Origin of the sequence: Bacillus sp. BS3(2021), assembly GCF_021043345.1 — a bacterium.
Lineage (GTDB): Bacteria > Bacillota > Bacilli > Bacillales > Bacillaceae > Bacillus > Bacillus paralicheniformis.
The window spans coordinates 97,196-110,174 of sequence record NZ_JAJNDM010000003.1 but is presented as its reverse complement, the minus strand read 5'-3'; the positions used below and the strand labels follow the sequence as shown (position 1 = coordinate 110,174).

General features: G+C 44.4%; 17 protein-coding genes and 1 riboswitch. Of the genes, 12 read left to right on the top strand and 5 right to left on the bottom strand.

Annotated elements, in window-relative coordinates:
- Positions 1–11: 11 nt before the first annotated feature.
- The 6 genes from comGC to LQ247_RS08140 all read left to right on the top strand — a co-directional run bounded on the left by comGC (position 12) and on the right by LQ247_RS08140 (position 2,124).
- Positions 12–305: a competence type IV pilus major pilin ComGC gene (gene comGC / locus LQ247_RS08165; RefSeq protein WP_020452176.1), complete on the top strand. Its 294-nt coding sequence runs from the start codon at positions 12–14 to the stop codon at positions 303–305.
- A 5-nt stretch (positions 306–310) separates the two neighbouring features.
- Complete coding sequence (gene comGD / locus LQ247_RS08160; protein WP_020452175.1) at positions 311–748, top strand: competence type IV pilus minor pilin ComGD; 438 nt, start codon at positions 311–313, stop codon at positions 746–748.
- Positions 732–1,079, top strand: a complete 348-nt coding sequence (gene comGE / locus LQ247_RS08155; RefSeq protein ID WP_025811161.1) for a competence type IV pilus minor pilin ComGE — start codon at positions 732–734, stop codon at positions 1,077–1,079. The genes comGD and comGE overlap by 17 nt, the downstream gene beginning before the upstream one ends.
- Entirely contained in the window at positions 988–1,476 is a 489-nt protein-coding gene (comGF, locus tag LQ247_RS08150) for a competence type IV pilus minor pilin ComGF (protein ID WP_231005872.1), read from the top strand. The genes comGE and comGF overlap by 92 nt, the downstream gene beginning before the upstream one ends.
- 11 nt (positions 1,477–1,487) lie before the next feature.
- Positions 1,488–1,853 (top strand): competence type IV pilus minor pilin ComGG, encoded by a 366-nt coding sequence (gene comGG / locus LQ247_RS08145; protein WP_048349968.1) that lies wholly within the window; start codon positions 1,488–1,490, stop codon positions 1,851–1,853.
- A gap of 88 nt (positions 1,854–1,941) precedes the next feature.
- On the top strand, positions 1,942–2,124 hold the full coding sequence (locus LQ247_RS08140; RefSeq protein WP_020452171.1) for a YqzE family protein: 183 nt from the start codon (positions 1,942–1,944) through the stop codon (positions 2,122–2,124).
- A gap of 29 nt (positions 2,125–2,153) precedes the next feature.
- Here the strand turns inward: LQ247_RS08140 and LQ247_RS08135 are convergent, their stop codons facing one another.
- A complete protein-coding gene (locus LQ247_RS08135) occupies positions 2,154–2,474 on the bottom strand; it encodes a YqzG/YhdC family protein (RefSeq protein ID WP_023855188.1) in 321 nt (106 codons plus the stop codon).
- A 277-nt stretch (positions 2,475–2,751) separates the two neighbouring features.
- Between LQ247_RS08135 and tapA the strand changes: the two genes are divergently transcribed.
- The 3 genes from tapA to tasA all read left to right on the top strand — a co-directional run bounded on the left by tapA (position 2,752) and on the right by tasA (position 4,928).
- Positions 2,752–3,480, top strand: coding sequence for an amyloid fiber anchoring/assembly protein TapA (tapA, locus tag LQ247_RS08130; RefSeq protein ID WP_020452169.1), 729 nt, complete (start codon positions 2,752–2,754; stop codon positions 3,478–3,480).
- Positions 3,477–4,061 (top strand): signal peptidase I SipW, encoded by a 585-nt coding sequence (sipW, locus tag LQ247_RS08125; protein ID WP_231005870.1) that lies wholly within the window; start codon positions 3,477–3,479, stop codon positions 4,059–4,061. The genes tapA and sipW overlap by 4 nt, the downstream gene beginning before the upstream one ends.
- A 72-nt stretch (positions 4,062–4,133) precedes the next feature.
- Entirely contained in the window at positions 4,134–4,928 is a 795-nt protein-coding gene (tasA, locus tag LQ247_RS08120) for a biofilm matrix protein TasA (protein WP_020452167.1), read from the top strand.
- A gap of 104 nt (positions 4,929–5,032) precedes the next feature.
- On the opposite strand, the gene sinR is transcribed toward tasA, so the two are convergent.
- The 4 genes from sinR to LQ247_RS08100 form a co-directional block, all read right to left on the bottom strand.
- Entirely contained in the window at positions 5,033–5,368 is a 336-nt protein-coding gene (gene sinR, locus LQ247_RS08115) for a transcriptional regulator SinR (protein ID WP_023855185.1), read from the bottom strand.
- Positions 5,369–5,401: 33 nt separating this feature from the next.
- A complete protein-coding gene (gene sinI / locus LQ247_RS08110; protein WP_020452165.1) occupies positions 5,402–5,578 on the bottom strand; it encodes an anti-repressor SinI in 177 nt (58 codons plus the stop codon).
- 190 nt (positions 5,579–5,768) lie between these two features.
- Positions 5,769–6,563, bottom strand: coding sequence for a YqhG family protein (locus tag LQ247_RS08105; protein WP_020452164.1), 795 nt, complete (start codon positions 6,561–6,563; stop codon positions 5,769–5,771).
- A 6-nt stretch (positions 6,564–6,569) separates the two neighbouring features.
- A complete protein-coding gene (locus LQ247_RS08100; protein WP_231005869.1) occupies positions 6,570–8,249 on the bottom strand; it encodes a DEAD/DEAH box helicase in 1,680 nt (559 codons plus the stop codon).
- A 244-nt stretch (positions 8,250–8,493) separates the two neighbouring features.
- Positions 8,494–8,598, top strand: a riboswitch (glycine riboswitch).
- Positions 8,599–8,843: 245 nt separating this feature from the next.
- On the opposite strand from LQ247_RS08100, the gene gcvT reads away from it, so the two are divergent.
- The 3 genes from gcvT to gcvPB are packed head-to-tail and all read left to right on the top strand — an operon-like array spanning position 8,844 to position 12,765.
- A complete protein-coding gene (gene gcvT, locus LQ247_RS08095) occupies positions 8,844–9,938 on the top strand; it encodes a glycine cleavage system aminomethyltransferase GcvT (RefSeq protein WP_105980345.1) in 1,095 nt (364 codons plus the stop codon).
- Positions 9,939–9,968: 30 nt separating this feature from the next.
- Entirely contained in the window at positions 9,969–11,315 is a 1,347-nt protein-coding gene (gcvPA, locus tag LQ247_RS08090) for an aminomethyl-transferring glycine dehydrogenase subunit GcvPA (protein ID WP_231005868.1), read from the top strand.
- The gene (gene gcvPB / locus LQ247_RS08085; RefSeq protein WP_020452160.1) at positions 11,308–12,765 is read left to right on the top strand and encodes an aminomethyl-transferring glycine dehydrogenase subunit GcvPB; all 1,458 of its coding nucleotides are present in this window, start codon (positions 11,308–11,310) and stop codon (positions 12,763–12,765) included. The genes gcvPA and gcvPB overlap by 8 nt, the downstream gene beginning before the upstream one ends.
- Positions 12,766–12,979: the final 214 nt, after the last annotated feature.

Genomic DNA, 12,979 nt, shown 5'->3' with positions numbered 1-12,979 from the left:
AGGACGGAACTGTGAATGAAAAGGGATTTACACTGATAGAAATGTTAGTCGTCATGCTCGTCATCTCCATCCTGCTGTTGATCACCATACCGAATGTGACCAAGCATAATCAAAGTATTCAAAAGAAAGGATGCGAAGGGTTAATTAATATGGTTCAAGCGCAAATCACGGCTTATCAAATGGATCATGACGGGAAAACGCCGAGTAGGGCGGACCTTGAATCTGAAGGTTACGTGAAGAAGAACTTAAAGTGCCCGAATGGGAAAGCAATTAAAATTTCAAACGGCAAAGCACAGGCTGATTGACGGTTATGAATCAAAAAGGATTTACGCTTTTGGAAAGCCTAACTGTATTGATGATCGGTTCCATTATGCTCTCTCTTCTCTTTGCCGCACTGCCTCCCGTTTATGAAAAAAGAGTTGTTCAGCACTTTGTCTCACAGCTTGAAGAGGATCTGCTTTACGCACAGCAGACAGCTCTCGTCCGCCATGCGACGGTTAAGGTGCAGTTTGACTTTGCCGGCTGCCGCTATATTATTAAGCACGCGGACGAAGGCTCATCGCCTAAGCTGGTCAGGACATACAGTTGCCATATTGCGTTCAAAAAAGCGACGCTCAAACGAACTCTTACTTTTAACCCAAGCGGAGTTCCGAATCAAGGGGGAAAAATCGTGATCGATACACAGCACGCCTCTTTTGCACTGACGATCTATTTAGGAAGCGGAAAGATTAATGTGCAAAAAAAATAGAGGCTTTACAACAGTTGAAGCTGTTTCCGCATTCGGCATTTGGGTCATGATCACCATGTTATTGATTCCTATGGTTCATCAGCTGTCTTTGCAGCGCGGGGCATCTGAAAAAGAAGAAGAGGCATATCGCATATTGGATGAAAAGATCAGCCGATACACACTGACCGGACGGTTTCAGCCTAAAGAAACTGTGCTTTACCGAAACACATCTTACTTTATTGAATGGAAGGAGCAGGGAGATGATTATGAAGTATGCATCTCCATTAAAAAAAGAGACAGTCAAAGGCGTTGCTTCACCATTTTGCGGTCAAAAGGGATTTACCCTTCTTAATGTACTGGTTTCCTTAATGGTGTATATGTTCATTGCAGGAACGATGGCCTCGATATTTCATCTGTTTTTATCCCCGGAAAGAAACGGTGCGGATATTCACCCGCGCGAATGGACGATTACTGCCGAGCAAATATTGAAGGAGTGCAGGAACTCGGTTGATATAAGAGCGGGCGACGATCATCAGTCATTGGAAATGACAAATCGCCAAGGTGCCGCCGTTCGCTATGAGAAATATCAGACAGTTATTCGAAAAAGAGTCACTGGAAAAGGTCATGTGCCGCTTTTGCAACATGTCAAACACATGAGGTTTGTGATTGAAGATCATCTGCTGATCCTTGAAGCGACAAGTTTAAGCGGCAAGTCATACCGTACGTCCATTCCGCTCTATCATATGTAAAAGGTGATCACGTGAAAAATTCAAAAGGATTCATTTATCCGGCTGCTGTTTTCACAGCTGTGATTTACATGCTCTGCGCGGGTCATTCAGCCGTTTTATTATCGAATCAACGAATGTTTGCACAGCAAACAAAAGAATTTCATATTCAGCAAAACCTTCTCCAAAATGGAATGCTCCATGCCCTGTCTCATATTCACGAAGAGACAAAAGAGAAAATTCAAAAACAGCATGGCTTGATATCGTATACTGTCAATCCGGCTCATCAGCGGCTCAAGCGAGTGAAGATAGAGGTAACGACAGCTTCCGGCACAGAAACGAGCGCTGAATTTCAATATGATTTGAGCACTAAGAAAATCACACAGTGGAAAGAATATTAAAAATTGTGTGTCGGAATCATGAAGAATGTATAAAAAAAGATTCGTATGACAACACTTCAACTGACAGAACTCCCCAAGAGGTGATGTGATGAAAACGAACGATTATGTTAAATATATGACGGAACAGCTCGTAAAATATATGGACACGCCTAAGCAGGAAAGAAAAGAAATGAAAGAAAAACGTAAAGAATCAAAGCCGCCGTCCAGGATATATCAATGGTTCGGCATTCTTCCTCTTGGGTGTATCATGTTTTTTAAAAGGCATAAATAAAGACAAGCCGCTTTCTACTGCAAAGCGGCTTATTTATATTCTTCCACAACGACGACTTTGTTGATTTTGTGTGTCGCAGGTTCAAATGAAATTGTAACAAATACTCCGAAATTTTTATTTCCTTCACTCAATGTGACATGGTATTGTTTGACCGCTTCATCCGCCCGCTTTCGATCCCATACTTTTTTCGTGAGACGCACTTCTGCTTCCGGATACCTCTTTTTTGCTTCCTCAACCGCTTTTTCTTCCCACTTAGACATGCGGGCTGTTTCGTAAGCTGCCGCATGGGCATTGAGCGGCCCGATGCTTGCAAGCAGTAAAAAAGAGCATAACATAGCATTTTTCAGCACGGGGCATCATCCTTTCTATCCTATTTTTTCCTTGTCAACAGTGTTTATACAAAAATGAAGAAGAAATTATGTACTTTATAAAGAACTTCAATCTTTTCAAAAAGATGAGAATTTGAGAGATTTTTTGAGGAATTAAACGAAAACGTTCTGTAAAACGAACTTAATCGACTATTTTGATAGTTTTCAAATGGCACATTTGTTCTTTATACTCTAACTATCAAGTTCTTTAAAACGAACGAGCGAAAAAAGCCATTACATACTCGCTAGGAGGGTAGTCATGATCCGATTATCTCGAACTAGGAGATCCCGAAAAAGAGCCGGAAAAAACATCATCGTTTTTCAAACGCTGCTGATCATTTATCTTTTAATTGGATTGGGGAGTCAGCTGTCACAGCATACAAACGCATCATTTCACGATGTGGAAACATACAGCATGACAATGAAAGCGGCCTCTTCATTTCCTCAAGATGGGAAACAGTGGGACGGGAGCAATTTGAAGCTTCAAAAACAGACAAAGACGAAAGGAACGGTCTGTGCACCGCTGACATTGTTTGCAGAATATAAAAACCGCGGCAGCCAAATCGCCGACTCTGAATGGAAGTGGGAGCTGCATAAACTCGGTAATGCCAAAAAACCGTTAGAGGACGGGACTGTGATCGATAAAGGCGCGTTCAAAAAAGAAGCCGAAAAGAACATCTACCGGATAGAGTCAAAGCGGGCGGCAAAAGGAGGGCTCTACGCATTTAAATTGATTAAGCCTGAAGGCCATCCCGATGTGAAAAAGGGCAAACCTTTTATTTGGTCAAATGTGATGAAGCTTCAAGACTGTAAAGAAGAAACACCGAAGCCGCCTAAAAAAGCATCAGAAAAGCCGAAGCAAACAGAACAGACAGAAACACGGGAAAAGTCTGAACAGGACATAGAGAAAACACCAAAGAGCAGTGAATCCGTAGATAAAGAAAATAGAAAAGAAGAAAATTCATTAGAAAGCGGGGAAGCGTCATGAAACATGTGATCAAATGGGTCAGCAATATCTTATATGTGATTATTTTCACACTCATCATCGCCGCGGTCATCGTCGTGATTTCGACAAAGTCGTCCGGCGGAGAGCCGCAGCTCTTCGGCTATCAATTGAAAACGGTTTTATCCGGTTCGATGGAGCCGGAATTTAAAACAGGTTCTGTGATAGCCGTTCAAAAGATTGAAAATCCCGGGTCTTTGAAAAAGGGAGATATCATTACATTCATGCAAGACGAAAACACCATGGTTACCCACCGAATTATCGGTATAACAAAAAATAAATCAAACCTCATGTTTAAAACAAAGGGTGACAATAACCAAAACCCTGATTCCGATCCGGTGCTGGCGGAAAATGTTGTCGCTAAGTATTCGGGCATTACGGTTCCGTATGCCGGGTATTTTCTGGATTTTGCAAGTAAACCGATCGGCACAGCTATATTGCTGATCGTGCCGGGACTCTTGTTGATTCTTTATGCAGTGATTACTGTATCCGCGGCTTTAAGAGAGATTGACCAAAAAACTAAAGCAATTGAAGCCGCCGGGAAAGATCAATCAGTTTCCATGTAATCTTCGTTGGTCACCTGAACATTCAGGTCTCCATATATACAGATTTTCTTATTATAAAAGGAGGAGTTATCAATGGGTACAAAGAAAAAACTCGGATTAGGCGTTGCGTCTGCTGCGCTTGGACTGGCATTAGTAGGAGGAGGAACTTGGGCTGCGTTTAACGACATCGAAACAACTCAAGCAACTTATGCAGCAGGTACGCTTGACCTGAATGCGAAAGATACATCTGCAAGAGTGAACTTGTCCAACTTAAAACCTGGCGACAAATTCACTAAAGATTTCGAATTCAAAAATGACGGATCACTTGCGATTAAAGAAGTGCTGATGCAGGTTGGCTACAGCAATTTCGTTGACGGAAATGCGAAAAACGGCGGAAAAAGCACAGCGGAAGACTTCCTGAAACAATTTAAAGTCAGCGTTCTGACTGTCGGAGTTGAAGGCGGAAACGGCTATCCTAAAAACATCATTTTAGATGAAGCCAACCTTTATGATCTGTACAATATGTCCGCGAAAAAAGATAAGGCCGCGTACGAAAAAGTGAAGAAAGCAATCGAGCCAGAGTTCCTGCATGACAATGGCAAAATCAATGTAGCGACAATCAACGGAAAAACGGCGCCTGAATACGACGGCATTCCGAAAGATCCATATGACTTTGACAAAGTTCAATTGGTGATTGAGTTCGTCAATGACAAAACAACAGACGCCAGCGGCAGAATGGTACAGAACAAATATCAAGGAGATTCTGTGCAGCTTGACTTCTCATTCGAAGGTACTCAATGGAACGGCTTGACAATCGACGGCAAAAAACATGCCGATGAAAAAGGTTATGTAAAAGAGAACGAAAGAGCGCACAGTGAAGATAAATAATGGTGCAATTTAAAAAACGGATCTGTATGATCCGTTTTTTTATGTTCATGAGGAATCGGCTTATTCAGCGTAAAAAATGCCAAAGGGAGTAAGATATGTTTCCCTTACTCCTTTTCCTGTCTTTTCTTCCACTTTTGATAATCTAAAAATTCTCGAAATTGTTTTTTAGAAACCCCTGATGCCATAGCGTCACGAACTAGATTTTCCCATTCACTATCTAATTGACCATCGTATTCGGTTTCATCTTTCTCATTGAGCAGGGTATGAACCGAGACGTCCAGAACAGCGGAGACTTTTTCTAGAAATTGAATGGAGGGGTTTGTTTGCAAGTTTCTTTCTATTGAACTTAAATAAGACTTCGCTACCCCAGCCTTTTCAGCTAGTTCAGATAGTGAGTAGCCTTTTTCTTTTCGATATTGTTTAATACGCTGGCCAATCAATGTCATCACCTTCCTTTCGATATTATAGCACATTCAGAAAGGATTTATTGAATGACTTCTTTCAATTGATGCGGAAGGTTTTGAAGACTTCTTACCCAAATTGAGAAAAATACGTATATCGTCTGGACTAATGCCTTGTTCAAGAGCGTGTTTAATCAGTTCTGTCCACTCCTCATCCAATTCTTCTTTCTCATTTTTATCTTTATTCATACATTTCCCCCCCAAAATACTTCATTATGTATTTCAGACAACCGTGTTGTGATAAACAAAGATAAACCCCGAGACTCAACACTTTACCAATATTGTCCAAATGGTGTTACGAAAGTTCCTCCTATCTCTTTAGTTCTATTATAAGTCCAGCTCACTGAATAAAAACAAGAATGTTGTCGAATCGGAAAAATTATCCTGAATTTTTTTTGTGCAAATAAAATAATCCCCCGTTTTGAACTTTAATATCGATTTTAGGCTCGTAAAGCGTTTGGAGAGCCTTTTTCTCAATTTCGTATTCCTCCGGTTTTTCTTCAGTATCCTCGTAAAATTGGTTTAAAAGTGACAGGTCGTTATTCCAGCGTTTCAGGGAAGCTTCAGCCCAATCAAGCGGCTCGCTTCTGGCCGCCTGTTCGATATAGCGCTCAAGCCGTTTAATGCCGCTTTCCGGCTTAATCAACGGCGACATCGTGTAGCAGTAGTCAGAGATCTGTGAAGAGAGATCGCGGGCCTCCATTTGTTCTTGAAACGATTCGACCAGCTGACCGCTGATTAAATGAAGGCCGAGAGACAAAAGCTTATCTTTTTTCATGTCGGATTGGTACGAGATCGTCACATTCATGCCGAGCCACGGTTCCAGGGAAATATGGGCTCCATCAGAACGGATTTTCTCATAAAGGCGAATAAATTTGCCGTTTTTTTGCACGGCCTGGAAAATTTGAAAAAGTCTTGGTGATCCAAAATGAATAAACTCACCTTCGATATCGGAAGGGGCCTCGTCTTCATTCGTGATCAGCGTGATTTTCATCGGATTAGGTTCTCCGCCCGTCTTTTCGAGCCAGTGCCAGTAAAACGGCCTGTTCATAATCTGTTTATCGACTTCAACCGTCAGCTGCACAGTCATGTGGCCTGAACTTTTGTCGGTGATCGTGCAGCCGTTTGCGATGAAAAAGCGTTCTAAAAACAGGTATATTTCTTCCTGACGCATTTGATTTTAGCCTCCGATCTGTTCTTGGTTTGAAACGGCTTCATTTCCGTATGAAATGAAAGAGGTTAAGTTTTCCATTTTAATCTTCATTTCCTCGTCTGTTGCGGAGTAAAAGAGAATGTCATGAAGGTGGTCTTCAAAATTGCCGACCTCAATTTTTGTTAAAATATCATCCAAGTCTCCGACGACTTTTTCGAACAAATGGATCTTTTCATAGAGAAGTTTTAAAATATGCTCTTCTACGGTATGCTTTGTTGCCATGTTGTAAATGTAAACATCGCGTTCCTGGCCGAGCCGGTGAATCCGGCCGATCCTTTGTTCGAGACGCATCGGGTTCCACGGAAGGTCATAGTTGATGATTTTATTGCAAAATTGAAGGTTGATCCCTTCACCGCCTGCTTCAGTCGCGATCAGAACTTGAACTTTGCCCCTGAACAAATCTTTCATCCAGTCTTTCTTTCCTCTTTTAAATCCGCCTCTGAACGGTACAGAACTGATGCCGTTCTGCTGGAGGAACCATTGCAGATAAATCTGCGTCGCCCTGTATTCAGTAAAGATGATGACTTTGTCATCGAGTTCTTGAATGAGCTCAACAACTTTCAGCGCTTTTGAATTTTGCGTGACCTCGTTGACCTTTTCGATCAAATGGTGGATGACAGGTTCGGAGATCACCGGCGCTTCGCGATCCTTTCGGTCAAGCATGTTTTTCAGCGTCATATAGACAGCTTCTCTGCTTGAACAGCATTCGCGCTCCAATGTCATGATTGAGAACATGCTTGATGAATGCTGATGACTTGTCTTCAGCTTTTTAATCTCGTCATACAAAGCCTGTTCTGTAGGAGAAAAGGAAATGGGCACGGTTTCGACATGGCGCTTCGTCCAGGTGATGCCGGTATCATGCCGTCTGTTTCTGATCATGACTTTATTGATAAGGGACTTTAAGCGTTCATGCGCTTCAGCTGAATTGATCTGTTTTGTATAATCTTTGTTGAAGTTGCTTTCATTTCCCAAGTGTCCGGGTTTTAGCAGGGAAACGAGATTAAATATTTCGTCGATCTTGTTTTGGATGGGCGTCGCCGTCAGCATCAGGCAATATTTTTTCTTTAAGCTGCGGACAAACTCGTAATTTTTTGTTTTATTGTTTTTCAGTTTGTGAGCTTCATCAATAATCACCACATCATACTGGATCGACAAAACCGTCTCCCTGTGCGGTGACCGCTTTGCCGTGTCAAGGGAGGAGACGACAACATCGCACTGCTCCCAGACATAGCTTTTTTTCTGTTCCACGGCCGGAATTAAAAACTTTTCCCGCAGTTCCTTCACCCATTGCGAGACGAGCGAGGCGGGGACGAGGATTAAGATTTTCTTGGCCAGCCCGCGAATCATGTATTCTTTTAATATCAGCCCAGCCTCGACCGTTTTGCCGAGGCCCACTTCATCCGCCAAGATGGCTTTTCCGTTCATCTGCTCGACTACCTTCCGGGCGACTTCGAGCTGATGGGGAAGCGGGGTGAATCCTGGGAGGTGATAAGGGGCCTGCAAGCCTTCAAACGTCGGAATCGCAAGCCTTTTCTGCACTTCACAGGAAAGCTTGTAAAGCTCCCAATTCGCCCATGGTCCGTCTTCATCAAGGTGCTTTTTGAACTGTTCCGGCCACTCGTTGTCGAAATGAATGTCTGGTCTCATCACTAATGCCGCCTTTCTCTTCTGAGATTCAAATGTTCTTTTTTAAAAGAAAATATTGCGTGAAAAAAACGGATTTTACTAACAAATAAACAAAACACGAACATTCTTATTTTAAAATAATAAATTGTTAATGATTTTTCCTGTTGCCCAATTGTTGTGATGATGGTAGGATATTTGTAGATCATCAGTAAAAAAATCATAAGCTTTATATAGTATGTCCATGAAAAGAAATGAATATGAGCGAATGACAGCAAGGGGAGAGACCGATAGCGGGAAACCTTAAAGCGGCGCCGAAGGAGCAAGCTGGGGAAACAGTGAATCTCTCAGGCAAAAGAACTCTTGCTTGACGCAACTCTGGAGAGAGTTTGTATCATATGATGTTTTAACAAACCACCAAAGGGGACATCTTTGCTTTTGATGCAAAGTAAACTTTCAGGTGCCAGGACAGAGAGCCTCAGAACTGACAAAGGGGCTTCTCTGTCCTTTTTTGTGCCGTCCAAAGCGGCGGAACCATCCAGGTGATGTTGGAATCTTTCTTGTTTTCTGATGATTGGCAAACTTGTTTTTAGTTTGAAAAGCGAAGGGGGAAGCAGAATGCTTAAACGAACGCCTTTATTTGACCTTTATAAGGAATATGGCGGAAAAACGATTGATTTTGGCGGCTGGGAACTGCCTGTTCAATTTTCTTCAATTAAAGAGGAGCATGAAGCCGTCAGGACGAAAGCGGGGCTTTTTGACGTCTCACACATGGGGGAGGTCGAAATCACAGGAACAGACAGCCTTCCGTTTTTGCAAAAACTGTTGACAAACGATGTTTCGACACTGAAAGAAGGCGGTGCCCAGTATACGGCCATGTGCTATGAAGACGGCGGAACGATCGACGATCTCCTCGTCTATAAAAAAGCGGCCAATGTCTACATGCTCGTCATTAACGCAGCCAATATCGACAAAGACGTCGATTGGATGAACAAGCACCAAGAAGGAGACGTTTCGGTTCGAAACGTGTCTGGCGAGGTTGCGCTGCTTGCCCTTCAAGGACCGAAGGCCGAATCGATTTTAAAACAGGTCGCAGATAGCGATCTTGCCGGGTTAAAGCTGTTTACGTTCAGGGATGATGCGGCGATTGGCAGCGTGCAGGCGCTTGTGTCCAGAACGGGATACACGGGAGAGGACGGCTTTGAGATTTACTGCCGGAGTGAAGATGCAGCCTACATTTGGAAGCTGCTTCTTGAAACGGGCAAGGATTCGGGATTAGTGCCGTGCGGCCTCGGGGCCAGAGATACGCTGAGGTTTGAAGCGAAGCTGCCGCTGTACGGACAAGAGCTCTCAAAAGATATTACACCGATCGAAGCCGGCATCGGATTCGCCGTCAAAACAAACAAAGCCTCGGACTTCTTCGGAAAAGCCGTCCTGGCAAGCCAAAAGGAACATGGAGCGGACAGAAAGCTCGTCGGCCTTGAAATGATCGATAAAGGCATTCCAAGGCACGGCTACGCCGTCTATTATCAAGGCGAACAAGCAGGCGAGGTGACAACCGGCACACAGTCGCCGACCTTAAAGAAAAACGTCGGCCTCGCATTGCTGAAAAAAGAAGCCTGCGCCCTCGACACCGTCGTTGAAGTGGAAATCAGAAATAAGCGCTTGAAAGCCAAAATCGTGAAAACCCCATTTTACAAACGGCAGCCGTAAGTTTGCCAAGGCCGTGAAAGGAGACTGAAGATGAAGCACCGTTACCTGCCAGCTACAGATCAGGATAAAAAAGAAATGCTTGAGGCAATTGGAGTCGAGAAGATCGAAGAGCTATTCTCCGATATACCCGAAAGCGTCAAATTTAAAGGGGAATACCAAATTAAAAAGGCAAAGTCCGAGACTGAGCTCACAAAAGAGCTGACGAAACTCGCGGCTAAAAATAAAGATACAGTGATGCACGCCTCTTTTTTGGGAGCGGGCGTATACGATCATTACCAGCCCGTCATCGTGGACCACGTGATTTCGCGGTCGGAATTTTACACGGCTTATACACCGTATCAGCCTGAAATTTCTCAAGGGGAGCTCCAGGCGATCTTTGAATTTCAAACGATGATTTGCGAGCTGACGGGCATGGATATCAGCAACTCGTCGATGTATGACGGGGGAACGGCATTAGCCGAAGCGGCAATGCTTGCTTCAGGACATACAAAAAAGAAAAAAATCGTCGTTTCGGAAACCGTCCATCCCGAATCGCGCGAGGTTTTAGTAACGTATGCGAAAGGACAGTACATCGACGTGGTAGAAGTACCTGCCAAAAACGGAACAACAGATCTTGCGGCTCTTGATGAAGCCGTCTGCGAAGATACAGCAGCAGTGATCGTCCAATACCCTAACTTTTTCGGGCGAATTGAGCCGCTGAAAGACATTGAACCGATCGCCCATAAAGGGAAAAGCATGTTCATCGTGTCCGCCAATCCGCTGGCTCTCGGGCTTTTAACACCGCCCGGGGCACTGGGAGCTGACATCGTTGTCGGGGATGCCCAGCCGTTCGGAATACCGGCCGCTTTCGGCGGGCCGCACTGTGGATTCTTTGCCGTCACGAAAAAATTGATGAGAAAAGTGCCTGGCCGTCTCGTCGGTCAGACGGAAGATGAAAACGGGAAAAGGGGATTCGTTCTCACCTTGCAGGCGCGCGAGCAGCATATCAGACGGGATAAAGCAACATCAAATATATGCTCCAACCAGGCGCTCAATGCGCTTGCCGCATCAGTCGCCATGACGGCGCTCGGCAAAAAAGGCGTCAAGGAAATCGCATGGCAGAACCTGCAAAAAGCGGCTTACGCAAAAGAAGCAGCTAAACGGGCCGGTCTTGAAGTCGTGTTTTACGGGCCGATGTTCAATGAGTTTGTCGTCAGGCTCAATGAACCTGTCGAAAAAGCGAATGAACGCCTGCTTGAGAAAAATATTATCGGAGGCTACGATCTCGGCGCTTCATATCGGGATTTAAAACAGCACATGCTGATCGCCGTGACAGAGCTCAGAACAAGAGAGGAAATCGATACACTCATGAATGAATTGGGGGATCGCCATGAATAATCAGGATCAATCGCTTATTTTTGAAGTATCAAAAGAAGGGCGGGTCGGCTACAGCCTTCCTGAGCTTGACGTCCCTGAAACAGATGTGACAGACGTCCTTGACGAAGCGTATCTCAGAGATGAACCGGCAGATCTCCCCGAAGTGTCTGAGCTTGATATTATGCGCCATTATACGGCTTTATCAAGGCGCAACCACGGAGTGGATTCGGGCTTTTATCCGCTCGGTTCATGCACGATGAAGTACAACCCGAAGATTAACGAAAAAATCGCGAGAATCCCAGGACTTTCTGCGATCCATCCGCTCCAGGATGAACGGACCGTGCAGGGTGCGCTGGAGCTCTTGTACGACTTGAGCGAGCATTTGGAAGAGATCACGGGTATGGATGAGGTCACCCTTCAGCCGGCTGCGGGTGCGCACGGCGAGTGGACCGGGCTGATGATGATCCGCGCGTTCCATGAGGCAAACGGCGATCATAAAAGGACGAAGGTCATTGTACCTGATTCGGCCCACGGTACAAACCCGGCGTCTGCGACTGTTGCCGGATTTGAAACGGTCACCGTCAAATCGAATGACGACGGTCTTGTTGATCTCGAAGATTTAAAGCGTGTCGTAGATGAAGAAACAGCCGCGTTAATGCTGACTAATCCAAATACGCTCGGCCTTTTTGAAGAAAATATTTTAGAAATGGCTGAAATCGTCCATAAAGCCGGAGGAAAGCTGTACTATGACGGAGCGAACCTGAACGCCGTTCTCAGCAAAGCAAGGCCGGGTGACATGGGATTTGACGTCGTCCATTTGAACCTTCACAAAACCTTTACAGGACCGCATGGAGGCGGAGGACCTGGATCAGGCCCTGTCGGCGTCAAGAAGGAATTGATTCCGTATTTGCCGAAGCCGGTGCTGGTGAAAAAAGACGGCCGTTATACCTTTGACCATGACCGTCCGCATTCGATCGGCAGGGTGAAACCTTACTACGGAAACTTCGGCATCAATGTGAGAGCTTATACGTACATTCGTTCAATGGGGCCGGACGGGCTCAAAGAAGTAACGGAAAACGCCGTTTTAAATGCGAATTATATGATGAGAAAGCTTGCTCCATACTACGATCTGCCGTTTGACCGGCACTGTAAGCACGAATTTGTGCTGTCGGGAAGGCGCCAGAAAAAGCTGGGAGTCAGGACGCTTGACATCGCAAAGCGGCTTTTGGACTTCGGCTTCCATCCGCCGACTATCTATTTCCCGCTCAATGTCGAGGAATGCATCATGATTGAACCGACAGAAACAGAGTCTAAAGAAACGCTCGATGCGTTTATCGATACGATGATCCAGATTGCAAAAGAAGCGGAGGAAACGCCTGAAGTCGTTCAGGAAGCACCGCATTCAACCGTTGTGAAACGCATGGATGAAACAAAAGCTGCGCGGAAGCCCGTGCTGCGTTATGAAAAATGATAAGAAGCCGGCGGATCGATTTCGCCGGTTTTTTTGTGAAAAAAACATCTTTATGTAAACGGTTTATGTGCTGAATGATAAGGATTTCTCTCGTATTAAATAGTAAATTCATCAAATTTAAAATTAAAAATAAAAATTACATTGTAAAACGTGATAGTTTCAATGTTTTTATGAAATATAATGGTTTAATTTACCTTAAAAGAAGAGGATTATG

Excerpts from the sequence above, each read along its gene's own strand:
- comGD (WP_020452175.1), top strand. The coding sequence starts at position 311 with ATGAATCAAAAAGGATTTACGCTTTTGGAAAGCCTAACTGTATTGATG.
- comGE (WP_025811161.1), top strand. The coding sequence starts at position 732 with ATGTGCAAAAAAAATAGAGGCTTTACAACAGTTGAAGCTGTTTCCGCA.
- comGF (WP_231005872.1), top strand. The coding sequence starts at position 988 with ATGATTATGAAGTATGCATCTCCATTAAAAAAAGAGACAGTCAAAGGC.
- LQ247_RS08140 (WP_020452171.1), top strand. The coding sequence starts at position 1,942 with ATGAAAACGAACGATTATGTTAAATATATGACGGAACAGCTCGTAAAA.
- tapA (WP_020452169.1), top strand. The coding sequence starts at position 2,752 with ATGATCCGATTATCTCGAACTAGGAGATCCCGAAAAAGAGCCGGAAAA.
- sipW (WP_231005870.1), top strand. The coding sequence starts at position 3,477 with ATGAAACATGTGATCAAATGGGTCAGCAATATCTTATATGTGATTATT.
- tasA (WP_020452167.1), top strand. The coding sequence starts at position 4,134 with ATGGGTACAAAGAAAAAACTCGGATTAGGCGTTGCGTCTGCTGCGCTT.
- sinI (WP_020452165.1), bottom strand. The coding sequence starts at position 5,578 with ATGAATAAAGATAAAAATGAGAAAGAAGAATTGGATGAGGAGTGGACA.
- LQ247_RS08105 (WP_020452164.1), bottom strand. The coding sequence starts at position 6,563 with ATGCGTCAGGAAGAAATATACCTGTTTTTAGAACGCTTTTTCATCGCA.
- LQ247_RS08100 (WP_231005869.1), bottom strand. The coding sequence starts at position 8,249 with ATGAGACCAGACATTCATTTCGACAACGAGTGGCCGGAACAGTTCAAA.
- gcvT (WP_105980345.1), top strand. The coding sequence starts at position 8,844 with ATGCTTAAACGAACGCCTTTATTTGACCTTTATAAGGAATATGGCGGA.
- gcvPA (WP_231005868.1), top strand. The coding sequence starts at position 9,969 with ATGAAGCACCGTTACCTGCCAGCTACAGATCAGGATAAAAAAGAAATG.
- gcvPB (WP_020452160.1), top strand. The coding sequence starts at position 11,308 with ATGAATAATCAGGATCAATCGCTTATTTTTGAAGTATCAAAAGAAGGG.